Annotated in this window: 18 protein-coding genes; 6 read left to right on the forward strand and 12 right to left on the reverse strand. The window is 67.3% G+C overall.

Annotated elements, in window-relative coordinates; genetic code table 11:
- The first annotated feature begins 13 nt into the window (after positions 1-13).
- The 4 genes from KQ303_RS05295 (at position 14) to KQ303_RS05310 (ending at position 4,374) form a co-directional block, all read left to right on the forward strand.
- Entirely contained in the window at positions 14-352 is a 339-nt protein-coding gene (locus KQ303_RS05295) for a P-II family nitrogen regulator (RefSeq protein ID WP_259729437.1), read from the forward strand.
- Between the two features lie 56 nt (positions 353-408).
- On the forward strand, positions 409-2,304 hold the full coding sequence (locus KQ303_RS05300; protein WP_259729438.1) for an APC family permease: 1,896 nt from the start codon (positions 409-411) through the stop codon (positions 2,302-2,304).
- A 79-nt stretch (positions 2,305-2,383) separates the two neighbouring features.
- On the forward strand, positions 2,384-3,121 hold the full coding sequence (locus KQ303_RS05305) for a GAP family protein (protein WP_259729439.1): 738 nt from the start codon (positions 2,384-2,386) through the stop codon (positions 3,119-3,121).
- Positions 3,118-4,374, forward strand: a complete 1,257-nt coding sequence (locus KQ303_RS05310; RefSeq protein ID WP_259729440.1) for a cation:proton antiporter — start codon at positions 3,118-3,120, stop codon at positions 4,372-4,374. The genes KQ303_RS05305 and KQ303_RS05310 overlap by 4 nt, the downstream gene beginning before the upstream one ends.
- On the opposite strand, the gene KQ303_RS05315 is transcribed toward KQ303_RS05310, so the two are convergent.
- The 7 genes from KQ303_RS05315 to KQ303_RS05345 all read right to left on the reverse strand — a co-directional run bounded on the left by KQ303_RS05315 (position 4,349) and on the right by KQ303_RS05345 (position 10,441).
- A complete protein-coding gene (locus KQ303_RS05315; RefSeq protein WP_259729441.1) occupies positions 4,349-4,750 on the reverse strand; it encodes a fasciclin domain-containing protein in 402 nt (133 codons plus the stop codon). The two genes, KQ303_RS05310 and KQ303_RS05315, sit on opposite strands and share 26 nt — an antisense overlap.
- Positions 4,751-4,762: 12 nt before the next feature.
- Positions 4,763-6,052 carry a CO2 hydration protein gene (locus tag KQ303_RS05320; protein WP_094510730.1) on the reverse strand — a complete coding sequence of 430 codons (1,290 nt, stop codon included), beginning with the start codon at positions 6,050-6,052 and terminating at the stop codon, positions 4,763-4,765.
- Positions 6,049-7,584 carry an NADH-quinone oxidoreductase subunit M gene (locus tag KQ303_RS05325; RefSeq protein WP_259729442.1) on the reverse strand — a complete coding sequence of 512 codons (1,536 nt, stop codon included), beginning with the start codon at positions 7,582-7,584 and terminating at the stop codon, positions 6,049-6,051. The genes KQ303_RS05320 and KQ303_RS05325 overlap by 4 nt, the downstream gene beginning before the upstream one ends.
- A 21-nt stretch (positions 7,585-7,605) precedes the next feature.
- Complete coding sequence (locus KQ303_RS05330; protein ID WP_259729443.1) at positions 7,606-9,480, reverse strand: NAD(P)H-quinone oxidoreductase subunit F; 1,875 nt, start codon at positions 9,478-9,480, stop codon at positions 7,606-7,608.
- Between the two features lie 195 nt (positions 9,481-9,675).
- Entirely contained in the window at positions 9,676-9,807 is a 132-nt protein-coding gene (locus KQ303_RS05335; RefSeq protein ID WP_259729444.1) for a hypothetical protein, read from the reverse strand.
- Positions 9,808-9,899: 92 nt separating this feature from the next.
- Complete coding sequence (locus KQ303_RS05340) at positions 9,900-10,217, reverse strand: sodium-independent anion transporter (RefSeq protein WP_259729445.1); 318 nt, start codon at positions 10,215-10,217, stop codon at positions 9,900-9,902.
- 95 nt (positions 10,218-10,312) lie between these two features.
- The gene (locus KQ303_RS05345) at positions 10,313-10,441 is read right to left on the reverse strand and encodes a hypothetical protein (RefSeq protein WP_259729446.1); all 129 of its coding nucleotides are present in this window, start codon (positions 10,439-10,441) and stop codon (positions 10,313-10,315) included.
- 93 nt (positions 10,442-10,534) lie between these two features.
- Here KQ303_RS05345 and KQ303_RS05350 point away from each other — a divergent pair, with 93 nt between their 5' ends.
- The gene (locus KQ303_RS05350; protein WP_259729447.1) at positions 10,535-11,614 is read left to right on the forward strand and encodes a calcium/sodium antiporter; all 1,080 of its coding nucleotides are present in this window, start codon (positions 10,535-10,537) and stop codon (positions 11,612-11,614) included.
- An 85-nt stretch (positions 11,615-11,699) separates the two neighbouring features.
- On the opposite strand, the gene KQ303_RS05355 is transcribed toward KQ303_RS05350, so the two are convergent.
- Genes KQ303_RS05355 through KQ303_RS05370 form a run of 4 tightly spaced genes read right to left on the reverse strand, consistent with a single transcriptional unit; the run spans position 11,700 to position 13,915 of the window.
- The gene (locus KQ303_RS05355; RefSeq protein WP_259729448.1) at positions 11,700-12,674 is read right to left on the reverse strand and encodes a hypothetical protein; all 975 of its coding nucleotides are present in this window, start codon (positions 12,672-12,674) and stop codon (positions 11,700-11,702) included.
- Positions 12,613-13,053: a hypothetical protein gene (locus KQ303_RS05360; protein WP_259729449.1), complete on the reverse strand. Its 441-nt coding sequence runs from the start codon at positions 13,051-13,053 to the stop codon at positions 12,613-12,615. The genes KQ303_RS05355 and KQ303_RS05360 overlap by 62 nt, the downstream gene beginning before the upstream one ends.
- Positions 13,050-13,403 (reverse strand): hypothetical protein, encoded by a 354-nt coding sequence (locus tag KQ303_RS05365; protein WP_259729450.1) that lies wholly within the window; start codon positions 13,401-13,403, stop codon positions 13,050-13,052. The genes KQ303_RS05360 and KQ303_RS05365 overlap by 4 nt, the downstream gene beginning before the upstream one ends.
- The gene (locus KQ303_RS05370) at positions 13,400-13,915 is read right to left on the reverse strand and encodes a MotA/TolQ/ExbB proton channel family protein (protein ID WP_259729451.1); all 516 of its coding nucleotides are present in this window, start codon (positions 13,913-13,915) and stop codon (positions 13,400-13,402) included. The genes KQ303_RS05365 and KQ303_RS05370 overlap by 4 nt, the downstream gene beginning before the upstream one ends.
- Positions 13,916-14,184: 269 nt before the next feature.
- Between KQ303_RS05370 and cysK the strand changes: the two genes are divergently transcribed.
- Positions 14,185-15,171, forward strand: a complete 987-nt coding sequence (gene cysK, locus KQ303_RS05375) for a cysteine synthase A (protein ID WP_259729452.1) — start codon at positions 14,185-14,187, stop codon at positions 15,169-15,171.
- Here cysK and KQ303_RS05380 read toward each other — a convergent pair.
- Positions 15,105-15,656 carry a hypothetical protein gene (locus KQ303_RS05380; protein WP_259729453.1) on the reverse strand — a complete coding sequence of 184 codons (552 nt, stop codon included), beginning with the start codon at positions 15,654-15,656 and terminating at the stop codon, positions 15,105-15,107. The genes cysK and KQ303_RS05380 overlap by 67 nt on opposite strands.
- Positions 15,657-15,715 lie beyond the last annotated feature (59 nt).

The raw sequence follows: 15,715 nt of genomic DNA on the forward strand, positions 1-15,715 counted from the left end.
CACATTCTCAACCATGAAAAAAGTCGAAGCGATCATCCGCCCAAGCAAAATCGATGATGTGAAAACAGCCTTGGTGAATGCCGGAATCATCGGCATGACCATCACCGATGTGCGCGGCTTCGGCAGGCAGAAAGGCCAGGTGGAAACCTATCGCGGTGCGGAATACACCATTGAATTCATCAGCAAGGTGAAAGTTGAAGTGGTCGTCGAAGACGACAAGGTGGACACCGTGATCGCCGCGATCTCTGGCCCTTCCCGCACCGGCGAAATCGGCGACGGCAAGATCTTCGTCCTGCCTGTGGAGGCGGTGGTACGCATCCGCACCTCCGAATCAGGTGCGGCTGCGATCTAACGCTCTCCTCTAAACCTGAGCCTACGATCCCTATCTGAAAGCGTCTGAGCAGACCCTTGACCAAGGATCCACGCGGATCAGGCACCCAGTCGCTCAGACGCCTGCTGATCGGAGCTCCGCTTCCCACCAGCGCCCACGCCGAGGAACGGCTCACCAACGCCGAAGCTCTCGCCATCCTCAGCTCCGACGCCCTCTCCTCGGTGGCTTACGCCACCCAGGAGATCGTGCTGGTGCTGGGCATGGCCGGGGCCGCCGCCTTGCAATACACGCTGCCGATCACTGGGTTGATCGTGGCCCTGATGCTGGTGGTGGCGATCAGCTACAGGCAAACCATCAAGGCCTATCCCCATGGGGGTGGCTCCTACCGGGTGTCGCACGACAACCTCGGGGTGATCCCCGGCCTCTGTGCCGCCGCTTCTCTCTCGATCGACTACACGCTCACCGTGGCGGTGAGCACGGCGGCAGGCATCGCCGCCCTCACCTCCTATTTCCCCCTGCTGGACGCGCTGCGCGAACCATTGTGCCTGGTGGCGGTGGCCCTGCTGATGCTCGCCAACCTGCGCGGCGTGCGCTCCACGGCCCAGCTGCTGAGCCTGCCCACCTTTCTGTTCATGGGAACGGTGTTCACCCTGGTGGTAGCTGGCCTGATCCAGTGGAGCCAGGGGTCACTCACCGCTCTGCCGTTGGCCGAGCAGAGCCAGCTGCTGAACGGCGCTCACGGCGCCTCGCTGGCGGCGCTGGGGCCGGTTCTGCTGATGCGCGCCTTCAGCTCTGGCTGCGCCGCCCTCACCGGCATCGAGGCGATCAGCGACAGCGTGATGGCGTTCAAGCCGGTGGAGTGGCGCAATGCCCGCCGCGTGCTCACCGTGATGGTGATCCTGCTGGCGTTGATGTTCAGCGGCATCAGCGCCCTGGCCACCGAGCTGGGGCTGGTAGCGCAGGACACCGGCCCCACCCTCCTGTATCAGCTGGGAGAGCGCATCTTCGGCAATGGCCCACTGCTGCTGTTGCTGCAGCTCACCACCCTGCTGATCCTGCTGCTGGCCGCCAACACCGCCTTCGCCGACTTTCCCCGCCTGGCCGCCTTCCTGGCCCAGGACGGCTTCATGCCGCGCCAGCTCGCCTCCCTCGGCGACCGACTCGTGTTCACCAACGGCATCGTGCTGCTGAGCAGCTTCGCGGCGGTGCTGTTGCTGGTGTTCGACGGCAGCGTGACCCGGTTGATCGCGCTGTATGCCGTGGGCGTCTTCGCCAGCTTCACGCTCTCCCAGGCCGGCATGGTGATGCATTGGTGGAGGGGGCGCAGCGCCGCCGAGGGCTGGCGAGGCAAGGCTCTGGTGAACGGGCTGGGCTGCCTGGTCACAGGTTTGGTGTGCGGCGTGCTGCTTTTCAGCAAGTTCACCGAGGGGGCCTGGCTGGTGGTGGTAAGCGTGCCGCTGCTGGTGAGCCTGTTTGTGGCGATCAAGACCCACTACGGCCGCATGGCCCTCCGCCTCGATCTCAGTCCTGGCGCCCCGCTCAGCCTGCCGCCGGCCCCCGCCCAGGGCGGCACCCCGGTGGTGGTGCTGGTGGGCGCGCTCAACCACGGCAGTGCCGATGCGGTGCGCTATGCCCGCAGCATCGCCGGCCCCCTGGTGGCGGTGCATGTGGATCTCGATGGCAGCGGCGCCGAAGCCTTCCGCCGGCAATGGAGCCAGCGGCTGCCGCAGGTGCGCCTGGTGGTGTTGCCCTCCCCTTACCGCTCCCTGGTGGATCCGATCACCTCCTTCGTGCACCGCTTCGAAGCGGAGCACAGCAAAGATCCCGCCAGCTTCTGCACCGTGGTGCTGCCCGTGTACGTCACGCGCCGCCCCTGGGAGAAGTTGCTGCACAACCAATCAGCGCTGAATCTGCGCCGGGCCCTGCGCAACGGCGGCACCCGGGTGGTCACCACCGTGGGCTTCTATCTCTGAGCCCACTCTGGGTGTGCCGGAATCTCCCTACCCTCTGCAGCAGCGCGCTCAGGCGCTTGATCCCATCACCTCTGCTTCCTTGCTCCTTCCTGCTCTGATCGCCCCCACCGCCCACCTCAGCCCTGGGGCGTTGTTCAGCCAGTCGTCGCTGTTCGGTTTCGGGATCGCCTTCAGCCCGCTGCACATCGCCGTGGTGGCGCTGCTGTTGCTGGGCCCTTTCCCGCTGCGGCGTTCCTTCGCCTACGTGAGCGGCTGGGCCATGGCCAACGGCCTGGCGATCCTCGCCCTGATGCTGGTGGGCGATCGCTTGTCCCTGGCCCTCAACCATGGCGAACAGGGGCAGGTGGTGGTTGACCTGGTGGGGGCGGTGGCCCTGCTGGGCATCGGCCTGTTCCAGCTCACCCCGGCGGCCGAGCTGGGCCACGAGGGCATGGCGGTGCGGCTGCTCAACCAGCTGCCCGATGTGCGCACGCCCTTGCTGGTGCTGATCGGTGCCACCAGCGCCCTGCTCACGCCGGAAAACCTGGTGTTCTATCTCAAGGAAGCGGGCCTGCTGCTGGTGAACCAGCCAGGCGTGAGCCGTGATCTGGAGCTCACCGGCGTGTTTGTGCTGGTGGCCAGCTCCCTGCTGCTGCTGCCACCGCTGGCCTGGATCGCCACCAGTGGCGGCATCCGCGAGCCGCTGCTGCAGGTGGAAGGCTGGCTGGTGCACCGGGCCGAATGGGTGGTGGGCGTGCTCGCCCTGCTGATCAGCGCCTACCTGGCCTGGGAAGGTCTGCACGGCCTGTGGATGCTGCAAGGAGCTGCGCCGCTTTGATCGCGACCGAGCCGCTGAGCACCCTGTCGGCGGTGCTGGTGGCTCTGGCCCTGGTGATCGTGGTCTCGAAGCTGCTGGGGCGCCTGCTGGCCCGCTTCGATCAACCTGCGGTGATCGGCGAGATCCTGGGCGGCATCGTGCTGGGGCCCTCCTTGCTGGGGGTGCTTGCACCCCAGCTGCAGCAGGCGGTGTTTTCCGCGGCGGTGCTGCCCCAGCTCAACCTGCTCTCCCAGCTGGGACTGATCCTGTTCATGTTTCTGGTGGGGCTGGAGGTGAACCCGGAGCATCTGCACGGCCGGATGCAACTGGCGGCGCGAATTTCGCTGGCGGGCATCGTGCTGCCGTTGCTGCTCGGGGTGCTGTTGGCCGTTGGTCTCGAAAGCGTGCTGCCAGGTCTGTTGCCGGGCGATCGCACCCTGCCGGGCCTGCTATTCATGGGCACGGCGATGGCGATCACGGCCTTTCCGGTGCTGTCGCGCCTGCTCAAGGAACGGGGGTTGCTGGGGCAGCCGCTCGGCCAGCTGGTGATCAGCTGCGCCGCCATCGACGACGTGGTCAGCTGGGTGTTGCTGGCGGCGGTGGTGTCGTTCACCCGCTCCGGATCGGTACTGGGCGCCCTGCCGGCATTGATCGGCACCCTGGCCTGGGCGCTGCTGCTGCTGCTGGGCCTCAAGCCGTTGATGCACCGGCTCGAGGAGCACTACCGGCGCGAGCGGCAGCTGAGCCCGATTCTGCTCTCAGTGCTGTTCGCTGGAGCGATTCTCTCGGCCGTGATCACTGACTGGATCGGTGTGCACTACATCTTCGGGGCGTTTCTGTTCGGCCTGGCCCTGCCCCGCTACGGCCCGCTGCTGCGCCGCCTGCGGCTGCACATCGAGGATCTGGTGCTCACCTTGCTGCTGCCGGTGTTCTTCGCCATCAGCGGCCTCAACACTCGGATCGCGGACCTCGATCAGCCGCTGTTGTGGCTGGCTCTGCTGGCGGTGCTGGCGGTGGCGATCGGCGGCAAGTTCATCGGCTGCTGGGCAATGGCCCGCCTGGGAGGGTTGCCTCCCCAGCAGGCCCAGGCGGTGGGCTGGCTGATGAACACCCGAGGGCTCACGGAACTGGTGATCCTCAACGTGGCCCTGAGCCTTGGGGTGATCAGCACCACCCTGTTCACGATGATGGTGGTGATGGCCTTGGTGACCACCGCCATGGCCTCTCCCCTGCTCACCCGGCTGGGGATCAGCCCGGCAGCATCACCCGGTTGATCACGTGCACGATGCCGTTGTCGCAGACGATGTCGGCGGAGAGCACGGAGGCATTCTTCACCTCGAAGGGCTCGGCGCAGCGGATCGGGATCGGGGCGCCCTCCAGGCTTTCCCAGCTGGGCTGATCCACCAGCTCACTGCGGCTGAAGGCGCCGGAGAGCACGTGGAACTTGAGGATGCGCGCGAGTTGGGGCGGGTTGTCCACCAGGGTCTGCACGGTGCCGGGCGGCAGGGCAGCGAAGGCGTCGTCCACCGGGGCGAACACCGTGAAGGGGCCAGGGCTCTCCAGGGATGCGGTGAGGCCGGCCACCTCCACCGCTGTGAGCAGGGTGGAAAACAGGCCGGCGCCTTTGGCGGTTTCGATGATGTTGGCCATGGCTGGGAGTGTCTAGCGGTAGTCCTGGGTTTGCACATCCCGGAGGCGGGCCTCAGGGCGAAGGAAGCGATCCATCTGGGCCTCGAAGAAGGCGCGGTTCGCCTTGAGGTGCTCCGGATCGGGATCATCGAGAGGGAACAGGAGGGCGCAGCGCAGCGCCTGGATCACCGCTGAGGTGACGTTGTACATGGAGCGCTGAAAGGTGATGCCCAGCTGCACGAGGATGTCGTCTTCGCCGCGCTTGTGGTTGCGGTAAAGCTCCACCAGATAGGGCGGCAGGAAGTGGAGCATGTCCTGCATCAGCAGGGTGGGCGGGATGCCGGCCGAACCCACCGGGAACACATCGGCATAGAGGATGCCGTAGTGGAAATCCGCCTGCTCCGACGGCACCTGATCGGCCTGGGCGTTGTAGCTCTTGGTGCCGCGGAAGGGGGCTGTGCGATAGAACACCGCCTCCACATAGGGCAGAGCCGCCTCATACAGCCAGGTGAAACCTTCCGATTTGGGGATGATCTCGATGCATTCACCACCGATGTAAACGTGGTGATAGATCGGCCGGCCCGCCACTGCAAAAATGCCGTTCACCAGGAAATCCATGGCGGCTGGCACACCAGAGAAGCCCCCTTCATCGTAGATGTCGCTCATCTCGAAGAACACCGGCGCCATCACCTCCCAGAACAGGCCGAGATTGGCGTAGTAGCTCATCTTGCGCACCTGCTCCAGGAACATCTCCGGGAACAGCTTGTGCAGGCCCAGCATCAGCGGATTGCCCTTGAAGTAAGCGAGGATCGCCCGCTCGGCGTTGGCCTTGTAGGCGTCACTCTCCAGGTAGTCGTAGAAGCGGCCGCCCATGCCCTGGTGCCAGAACATGGCATCCATGCAGGCCTCCGCGAACTCCATGTTGATGCGGTCGTGCCAGAGGTGATGGAGCAGCTTCGGCAGCTTGCCAGCTTCGCCCTTCTCCATGAACTCCAGCAGCTCCGGGTGGGCCGTGGCCGGCCCGCGCCAGATGCGCAGCTTGGAATCGTCGCCCGCGTAGGAATTGGGCAGGTCGAGGTACTCCTGGCTCGGGAAATACTTGAACGCCGGCAGGGGATCGAGGAACACCCGCTCGGCGATGTAGAGGAGATCGCGCCAGTAGAAGTCCATCGGCACGGCATAGGCCTTGTAGATGCCGATGATCTGCATCAGGTTTTCCGGCGTGTCCGGCAGCATCGAGCCGCCGGCTTCGAGGCGCTGCACCACCTCAGCGAAGGGGTGGGTGGACGGGGGCAGGGCGGTGGCGGGAGTGGTGACGGTCATGGCCGGAGAGCCAGCGGGGTGAGCAGGTGCAGGGGCGCCAAGGAGGCGATCGGTGGCAGTGCTGCACTCGGGGCAGCCATCGCCAGGGCGTTGATTGGCGGGCGGGAGAGGGCAAGGCTCCTGGTGGTGTCCTCACTCCAGCCCAGCAGGATCTGGGGCCAGAGGCCCGCCAGGATCACCAGGAAGGAGAGGGCCAGGGCCGGCAGCCGCTCCACCCAGGTGGTGCTCACGTAGTCGGCGGTCTTGTTGTCGAGGCGGCCGAAGCCCACCCGGTTGAACAGGCGCACCGCATACACGGCCGTGAGGCCCGAGGCCAGGATGCAACCGATCGTGGGCAGCGGGAACACCGGCCAGCTGCCCTGGAACACCACCATCTCCGCCAGGAAGCCGGCCTGGCCGGGCACACCTGCCGCTGCCATCAGGGCCAGCAGCAGCAGGCCCAGGGTGAAGGGGAGGCCCCGGCTGGGATTCATCAGGCCGGAGAGGGCGGCGATCTCGGTGGTGCCCGTTTTCGCCTCGATCTTGCCGACCAGGCAGAACAGCAGGGCCACGATCATGCCCTGGGCGAGGATCTGCGCGATCGCCCCCTGCAGGCTCAACGGCGTGGCGGCGGCCAGGGCCAGCACCAGCAGGCCCATGTGGCCCAGGGCACTGAAGGCCACCAGGCGGCGCATGTCCGTCTGGGCGATCGCGTTGAGGGCCCCATACAGGGCGCTGACCATGCCCACCACGGCAATCCACGGCGACCACTCGGCCCAGGTGTCGCCCAGCATGCCGATGCCGAAGCGCAGCAGGCCATAGGCACCCAGCTTCGAGACCACCCCGGCCAGCTGCATGGCCACGGGCGTGGAGGCCTGGCTGTAGGTGAGCGGCTGCCAGCCGTGCAGCGGAAAGATCGGCATCTTGAGGCCGAAGGCGAGCAGCAGCAGGGCCAGGATCCAGCGCTCCGCCCCCTCCGGCAGCACCGCCTGGGCCATGTCGGCGTAGGCGAAGCTGAAGCCATTGCGGTTGAGCAGGGCCAGGGCCAGCACGCCCGCCAGCAGGGCCATCCCCGACACCGCGCCATACATCAGATAGCGGATCGCAGCGGTGGCACGCCGCTCGCCGCCCCACACCGCCACCAGCAGGGTGGTGGGGATCAGCGTGATTTCGTAGGCCAGCACGAACAGCAGGCCGTTGCAGGCCAGGAAGGCACCGGTGAGGCCCACGTTGGTGGCCAGCACCATGGCGTAGAAGAAGCGCCGCCGCGGCTGGCTGATCGGCGTGGCGAACACCGCCATGAAGGAAAGAAGAGCCGTGAGGCCGGCCAGCGGCAGCGACAGGCCATCAAGGCCCAGGTGAAGCTCCAGACCAAGCTGGGGCAGCCAGACCTGGCGGAGTTCCGGCACCGGGTGGCCCGCCAGCCACAGCAGCATCAGCAGTTGCACCGCCGGAGCGAACACCGCCACCCGACGGGGCCAGGGCCCCGGCAAGGGGGCGAGACAGAGCAGCAGCACAGCGGCCAGTGGAAGCAGCAGAAGGGTGAGCAGCATGGGAGATCTCGGTGGTCTGCTTCAGAGGGAGAGGAAGGCGGGCGTGTGGCGGGTGAGGATCCACAGCCCCATCAACACCACCCCCACCAGCACGGTGAAGGCATAGGCCTGCACCCGGCCGGTGGTGCTGAGGCTGAGGCGGCGCGCCCCCTCCAGGGCCAGGTCGCCGCTGCGGTTGCTGAAGCCGTCCACCAGGATGCGGTCGACCCAGCTGCTGGTGGCCGCGAGCGCCACCACCAGACCCACCACGGTGCGGCGGTAGAGGCCTTCAGTGTGCAGGTCGGCGGCCAGCCATTCCTGCAGCCCGGCCAATGGTCCGGACAGCTTGGGCAGGTGCTCGGTGGAGAAGAGATAGAGCACCGACCCGGCCGTGATTCCCAGCAGCGTGGAGGCGAGCAGCGGCAGCGCCATCGGACCCCACTCCGCGCCGATGCCGGCGCGGTTGATCAGGATCGGCAGGTGCAGCACCAGGCCGGTGGCCACCATCGCCGGCAGCACCATCAGCCACAGCACTTCGGCGGAGCGCTTGGTGAACACCGAGGGCTTGCCGCCCCAGATCAGCCCGAAGATCCGCACCAGTGCGGCGCTGATCAGGCCATTGGTGAGCAGCACCGCGGCGGTGAGCAACAGCGGGGCCTGGCTGTCCGAGAGGCTGGCGGTCATGGCGCGCAGGGCGCCGAAACCGGCCAGCGGCGGCAGCCCCACCAGGCCGGCGCCACCCACCAGGAAAGCGATGCCCATCAAGGGGCGGCGCGACCAGAGGCCACCCAGCTGGGTGAGGTCCTGGCTCACGTTGCTCGACACCACCGTGCCCAGGGCCAGCAGCACCAGGGCCATCGGCAGCGGATACACCAGCAGCATGCGCCAGGCGGTGTCTCCGGCACCGGCGCCCACGGCCAGGAACAGCAGCCCCAGCCAGCTGCTGACCAGAAAGGAAACGGCCCGCTTGATATCGATCTGGGCCAGGGCGATCAGGGCGCCCACCAGGGCGGTGGTGCCGCCCACGACCACCAGGACGGCCTGCACGGTGGGGCTCACCGAGAGCAGCGGCTCAAGGCGCAGCAGCACCCAGGCCCCGCCCAGCACCACCACGGAGTTGCGCAGCACCGTGGAGGGGAAGGGGCCTTCCATGGCCTCGTCGAGCCAGAGGTGCAGCGGGATCTGGGCGCATTTGCCCATCGGGCCGGCGATCAGGGCCAGCAGGATCAAGGTGAGGCCGGGGCTGGGGGTGGCCTGTTCGGCCCAGGCATTCAGGGCGTTGATGTTCCAGCTGCCGGCCACCGGCAGCAGCGCCACCAGGCCGGCCAGCAGAACCAGATCGCCTACCCGCTTGGTGAGAAAGGCATCGCGTGCCCCCTTCACCACCAGCGACTGGTTGAACCAGGTGCCCACCACCAGGTAAGTGCCGAGCGTGAGCAGCTCCAGCACCACATAGGCGAAGAAGAGGGAATCGGTGAGCACGAGAGCGCACAAGCCCGCCTCAAACACACTCAGGCAGCCGAAGAAACGGGGCCATCCCCAGTCCATCTCCAGGTAACCGATGGCATACACCTGGGCCAGCACATGAATGCCGCAGATCATGGTCATGGCGATCAGCACGGGCGTGTTGATCGTGGCGTCGAAGCGGATCGAGAGGCCGGCGGTATCCAGCCATGGCCAGCTGCGGGTGAGCGCAGTGCCGCTGAAGGCGATCCAGGCCGCCAGGCTGTGCAGGAACGCCACCAGGTTGAACAGGAGGTTGATGTAGCCGGCGGGACGTGGACCGGTACGGGAGATGAGCCCGGGCACCCAGAGCAGGGAGAAGAACGCTCCCAGCAAGGGATACAGCGGAATCAGGAAGGCCGTCTCAACGAGGGACGTTGCAAAGGAGGCCGTCTCGGGCGGGGGGACGGTCATCTGATCGCGAGGCTTCCGGGATGATCGCGAACAATAGAGAGTGACCGTTAGCGGTTGGGGGGTGGATGAAGAGGTATTGCCAATGCCTGCGCCAAGCCAGCGTGATGAGTGGGCCAGCTGATGCGTGAATCGCTGGATCAGCGAGCAAGTTGATCCGCGGGCCCGATAACAGTCTCGGTATTTGTACTTAACGGGTTAACGGAGGGTGAAGGCAGCGAAGGCCTGCCACAGCGCCGCCGCCCCCAGTGGGAGGCCTGGCACCATCCCGGAGAGCAGAACGGCGGCCAGCATCAGCAGGATCAGCAGCAGGCGGGGATCCAGCTTCACCAGCCGCGCCTGGGGCGGCAGCAGCGGCGGTTTGGCCTAGACGCCTGGATCAGCCGGCGACGCGGCGCAGGCCGACGGCCGCCTGCGGTACCTCATGGCGGCTGATCTCGGTGTGGGAGGTATCCATCAACTTCAACATCCGGAGGCGCTGGAACCATTGACGGGTGGTGGGTGCGGTGTGCCCCCACCACAGAAACGTTGTGCCCCTGTTCCACCGCCTCTTCCACCGCGTTCTCGAGAGCCAGTGCCGCCGTGACATCCAGGTGGGACACAGAGCCGAGATCGAACACGATGCTCTTGCAGTCGGTGATCGCGTTGTGCTCCCGGGCGATCGCCTTGGCCACGACGAAGATCACGGCGCCGTTGAGCTGGAAGAGCAGCACCTTGCCTTCGCCCTGATCCAGCAGCACCTTCTCCTACGGGGTGAGATCAAGTTCGCCGTCGCCTGAGCCGATCGCCATCACACCCCTGGATGGCAGGGCATTCATGCTCTCGATGGTGAGCCTCAAGCGGCCTCTGCCCCCGAGGCCACCTCGAAGGCGAGCGCCATCGGCAGGGCGATCACGGCAGCGGTGACCCCACCGAACACGCCACCGCGGACGTTCTGAAGACTGATCCGGTTGGTGATGGCCACGCAGGAATTTCATTCTCTAAGCCATAACCGCAGGCCAAGGGCAAGGCTCCGGCTCCGGCCTGGGCCGCAGGGCATAATTGCGCCCTCAATCCGGTGTCCTCAGTGCTCAGCGTCGTCGAAATCATCGTGGGCATCCTGCTGCTGTTCGGCGGTGGCGAGCTGTTCGTGCAGGGGTCGGTGGCGCTCGCCCTGCTGCTCGGCATTCCGCAGCTGGTGATCGGCCTCACGGTGGTGGCCATGGGCACCAGCGCTCCGGAACTGTTCGTGAGCGTGCTCTCCACCATCCAGGGCGCCGACGACATTGCGGTCAGCAACATCGTCGGCAGCAACATCTTCAACGTGCTGGTGGTGCTTGGCTGCAGCGCCTTGATCCTGCCGCTGCGCGTTCACAGCCGTCTGATCCGGCGCGATGTGCCGATCCTGCTGGCGGTGTCGATGGCGGTGTGGGGCATGGCCTCGCCTGGGCGCATGACCTGGCAGGCGGGTTTGGCGCTGCTCACCGCCCTGGTGATCAACACGATCTGGGAAATCCGCACCGCCAAGGAGGAAGGCGACGCGGATGGCGAGATTGATGCAGACGAAGCCAAGGGCGGCTACCTTCCGGCCGGCATCAAACTGGCCGCCGGCCTGGGGCTACTGGTCTGGGGCTCCCAGATCCTTGTCAAAGGGGCCACGGCCATTGCCCTGAGCCTGGGGGTGAGCGAAACCCTGATCGGCCTCACGATCGTGGCGGCCGGCACCTCCATGCCCGAGCTTGTCACCTCGATCGTGGCGGCCTTGCGCGGCAAGGCCGATCTGGCAATCGGCAACGTGATTGGCAGCAACCTGTTGAACCAGCTGGTGATCCTCGGGCTCTGTGCCTTCATCTCCGGCAATCGCGGCCTCAGTGTGGATCCGGTGATGATCCACCGCGACTTCCCGATCATGGTGGCCACCACCGTGGCCTGCCTGCCGATCTTCTTCAGCGGCGGGGTGATCACCCGCCTGGAGGGCGGCATCCTGATCGGCCTCTACGGCCTCTATCTGGTTGAGCAGATCCTCCCGTATACCTACCCCGGCCTTGACGGCCCGATCGAGCGCTTCACCCTGATGGCCTTGATTCCTGCCCTGATCGTGCTGCTTGGCTGGCAGTCCATGAGCCACTGGCGCAGCACACGTCGCCAGCCCGGCTGAGGCCGGGCGGAGATGCGGCAGAGCTCAGCCGGCACTCAGCAGAACTGCGGGGGCACCCACGAGTGATCAGGCGGGATAGCAGCCCTTAAGCGGCTGTCCTGGTGGGTCCGGCAGGTTGGCGGATCAACCAGAGCTGGTCGCCCTGCACCCACAGCAACAGCAGCCCTGCGGGGGAGTGCACCGACACAGCGTGCGGCTGGCTGAGGCCCATGGCCTGGGCAGCCGCCAGGGGCAGGCGGCGCAGTTCCACCCCCTGAGGCAGGTCGGTCAGGCTGTCGGGCCTGTTGCTGGCCATCACGCCGGTCTCCCAGAGCAGCCGGTAGGGGCGATCGGCGTTGGCACCAAGCCGTAGGTGACGCCTGGCCAGGGCGGCGCTGGCAGCCTTCTGGCCCTCGTCCATGGCCGGGCGTTCCGCTGCCGCCGGCGGGGCGGCTGCGTCTGCGGCCGCGGCGTTTGAACCAGCAGCAGTTGGCGCAGCGGCCGCCCCGGCCTTGGTCTGCAGCTGGGCGACAAGTTCCAGGGCGGAGGCGGCGCTGGCCGGAAGGCCGGCGGAGGCAGCCGGCGGGACCCCCCAGGCCAGGCCGCCGCGGCCAGCGCTGCCTGCAGCGGTGCGGGAAGCCGGCAGCACCGGAGTGGCGGAACGGCGCGGGGTCGTTGGCCCGGCCTCGAGCGGCGGCGGCGGGGGCGGCAGCGGCAGGCTGTTGCCGAAGGGCAGATCGATCGTGCTCAAGCTGGCTGCCAGCGCCACGGGCTGACGGGCACCTCTGCTGAAGCGCAGCAGCTCCGGGGTGTTGTCGGTCACCGGCAGGCGCGGGGCCGGTGGGCGGGGACGCACCGTGAGGTTGCTGCTGGAGAGCCAGAGGGCATGGGCTCCCACGGCGATACCCACCGGCAGCAGCCAGCGGGAGGTGCCGATCGCCGCCAGCCAGCGCCGGTTGGCGCCCGCCCGCGCCCAGGCGGGCAGCGGGAGGCTGCGGCCTGCGGCAGGGGCCCGGCCTTCAGGAGGCAGGGGCTTGGGACGGGGAGGGAAGTTGAACGTCAAAGGGAAGCGCACTGGCATCGAGCAGGGGAAGAAATCGCTGCACCAATCCCCAGGAGGTGGTGGGGGAGGGAATCAGCCGCACGCGGGCCTGCGCGTTGATGCGGCGGGCCTCCTGCAGCAGGGCGGGCAACTGGCCCGGGTTGACCGTGCGGTTCCAGAGGCGCAGCCGCCCATCGGCCTCGAGGTGCAGCACCACCAGGCCGCGGTGGGCGGGCGCCTGGGCGAGCTGCTGAGGCAGCAAAAGCAGCGCCATGCTGAACAGGCCGAGGGCCGCCCCAAGCAGCGCCAGCCAGAGGCCCTGCTCACCGGCCGTGATCGGGCCGGCCGTCCTGATCCGCCGCACCGCCAGGGCTGGTGAAAGCCCCGAGAAGGGGTTGGCGCGCTCTGCTGGTCTCATAGTGGGCCCGGCAGGCGGTCGATCCACACCGGCTGGCGGCTGTGGCGACGCAGCCAGGCCAGGTCGCTGCTCACCTGCCTGCTGGAGCGGGCATCGGAGGGCAGAAAACGCACACCCTCTGGGTTGGTGGCGCCACCCAGCTGAGCCACCAGAGCCACTTCACTGATCGCGGCGCCATCGAGGTACCAGCTGCCGCTGGCGGCGCGGACCAGCAACCAGTGGGGTTGAAGGCCCTGAGAGGCGGTGGCGCGATGGCGCGGCTCCGGCTGCCGCAGAACAACGGGCAGGGCAGCCACGGCGGTGAGGGCGATCAGGTTGAGACCGGTGATTGCCAGGAGGCGGAAGGTCATGGGGCCTCGGCCGCAGCGCGCAGGCAGGCCAGCTCCAGGCGGCTGCGTTGCCATTGCCGCAAGCCCTGATTGGTGCGCAGCAGCACCGCAGCGATCAGGGCTACCACCAGGCCCAGCCAGGTGCTGACCAACACCTCGCCGTAACCCTGCACGCTGGCGCCGCTGGGCAGGGTCAGGTCGGGGCCGAGCTCAGCGAGCACACGCATCAGACCGCTGACGGTGCCGATCAGGCCCAGCAGGGGGCCGATCAAGGTGGCGGCTTCAAGCACGGGCTCACCCTGGGCCATCGCCAGCTCCAGCTGGGCCAGCTCAAGGCCTTCCCGTTGCTGGCGACTGACGCCTGCGGGCGAGGCCGAAAGGGTGTCGAGCAGGAGGCGCTCCTGGCGGGTGGAACTGAGACCCCAGCGCTTCCAGTAGCGCAGCCGCTCCACACCGATCGCCAGCACCACGATCGAGAGCAGCAGCAGGGGAACCATCACCGGACCACCGGCACGCAGCGCCGCGAAACCCATGCCGCCGCCCAGTTTCCCTTCCTTTGCAATGGCGAAACTAAGGGGCCGGGGGGCCGGGGCTGTGTCGTGCCAGAACTTGACAAAGGTGTGGGAACCCTTTACGCCTTTGGCGTGGGTTCCGCCTCATCCGGGAGACCTCTAGGCCGCGCTGGCCTTGCTGTTCGGAGGCTTGGGCGCGGGCTGGGCGGCGAGCTGTAAACGAGGACGCACAGGCTTCGAGCCAGCTGGCCCTCTTGCTGCCAGGCTGCTCTTATCCAATTGATGTTCCAATGACCACGATCTTCGCCGACAGCAGCTTCAGCATCGGGCGCACGCCGATGGTGCGGCTCAACCGGGTGGTGGGTGACAGCAAGGCCACCGTGCTGGCCAAGATCGAGGGCCGCAACCCCGCCTATTCGGTGAAGTGCCGCATCGGCGCCGCCATGATCTGGCAAGCGGAGAAAGATGGCCTGCTGGGAGTCGGCAAGGAGCTGATCGAGCCCACCAGCGGCAACACCGGCATCGCCCTGGCCTTCGTGGCGGCGTCCCGCGGCGTTCCGCTCACGCTCACGATGCCTGAAACGATGAGCCTGGAGCGGCGCAAGCTGCTGGCGGCCTACGGCGCCAAACTCGAACTCACCGAGGGCCGGCTCGGCATGACTGGGGCCGTGGGCCGGGCCCGCGAGATCGCCGCCTCCGACCCCGACCGCTACGTGCTGCTGCAGCAGTTCGCCAACCCGGCCAACCCTCAGATCCACCACGACACCACCGGTCCGGAGATCTGGACCGACACCGATGGCGCCATCGACGTGCTGGTGGCCGGTGTGGGCACGGGCGGCACGATCACCGGCGTCAGCCGCTACATCAAGAACACCCTGGGCAAGCCACTGGTGTCGGTGGCGGTGGAGCCGGTGAGCAGCCCGGTGATCAGCCAGACCAAAGCAGGCCAGCCGATCCAGCCCGGCCCCCACAAGATCCAGGGCATCGGCGCCGGTTTCGTGCCCGACAACCTGGACGTGGCACTGGTGGACCGGGTGGAGACGGTGAGTGATCAGGAGGCGGTGGCGATGGCCCGGCGACTGATGCGCGAGGAGGGAATCCTGGCCGGCATCTCCTGCGGTGCAGCCACGGTGGCAGCCCTGCGCCTTGCTGCGGAAGAGGCCTACGCGGGCAAAACGATCGTGGTGGTGCTGCCCGATTCCGGCGAGCGCTACCTCAGCTCCGTGTTGTTCGAAGGCGTGTTCGACGAGGCCGGGCTGGCGATCGCGGGCCGCTGAGCGGCAGCTGGGCCGGCGATGCGGGCGGCTTCCCGCCACCAGGCCCAGGCCTCGCGGTTGATCAGCAGGCCGATCAGCACCAGCACCACCATCAGCGCCACCTGATCGGGGCGTGAATCGGGCACGAGGATATCGGCGATCAGGTGCGGCAGGTTTGAGACGGTGTACACCACGCTGATCCAGAAGTGCAGCCGCCGCCATGGTCGCCAGCGGGCCGGATGGCCCGGATCACTGGCGGCATAGGCGATGGTGACCAGGCAGGCGAGCGGCACCAGGAAGTAGGCGAGCATCGCCCCGAACAGCAGCGGCAGCGCCGCCACCGGCACCTTGCTCTCTATTTCTGGTGACAGGCCATGGAACAGGGGCATCAGCCCCAGGTCGACATGGAACAGCATGGCCAGCAGCCAGGCCAGCCATAACCAGCGCAGACGCATGGAGCGGTCCACTGCGGGGAGCCGATCAGCCGGAAAAGAAAGTGGGGGCAAGGAATGCGCTGGGATCAGCAGCTTGCCATCAGGGGTGCTTGACTCGGCCATCGTCATCG

The organism is Synechococcus sp. CS-1333, assembly GCF_025128015.1.
Lineage (GTDB): Bacteria > Cyanobacteriota > Cyanobacteriia > PCC-6307 > Cyanobiaceae > MW101C3.

Bases quoted from the DNA above. Each gene is read 5' to 3' on its own strand.
- KQ303_RS05315 (WP_259729441.1), bottom strand. From the start codon at position 4,750: ATGGCCAACATCATCGAAACCGCCAAAGGCGCCGGCCTGTTTTCCACC.
- KQ303_RS05295 (WP_259729437.1), top strand. From the start codon at position 14: ATGAAAAAAGTCGAAGCGATCATCCGCCCAAGCAAAATCGATGATGTG.
- KQ303_RS05325 (WP_259729442.1), bottom strand. From the start codon at position 7,584: ATGCTGCTCACCCTTCTGCTGCTTCCACTGGCCGCTGTGCTGCTGCTC.
- cysK (WP_259729452.1), top strand. From the start codon at position 14,185: ATGACCACGATCTTCGCCGACAGCAGCTTCAGCATCGGGCGCACGCCG.
- KQ303_RS05355 (WP_259729448.1), bottom strand. From the start codon at position 12,674: ATGCCAGTGCGCTTCCCTTTGACGTTCAACTTCCCTCCCCGTCCCAAG.
- KQ303_RS05365 (WP_259729450.1), bottom strand. From the start codon at position 13,403: ATGACCTTCCGCCTCCTGGCAATCACCGGTCTCAACCTGATCGCCCTC.
- KQ303_RS05370 (WP_259729451.1), bottom strand. From the start codon at position 13,915: ATGGGTTTCGCGGCGCTGCGTGCCGGTGGTCCGGTGATGGTTCCCCTG.
- KQ303_RS05360 (WP_259729449.1), bottom strand. From the start codon at position 13,053: ATGAGACCAGCAGAGCGCGCCAACCCCTTCTCGGGGCTTTCACCAGCC.
- KQ303_RS05330 (WP_259729443.1), bottom strand. From the start codon at position 9,480: ATGACCGTCCCCCCGCCCGAGACGGCCTCCTTTGCAACGTCCCTCGTT.
- KQ303_RS05320 (WP_094510730.1), bottom strand. From the start codon at position 6,052: ATGACCGTCACCACTCCCGCCACCGCCCTGCCCCCGTCCACCCACCCC.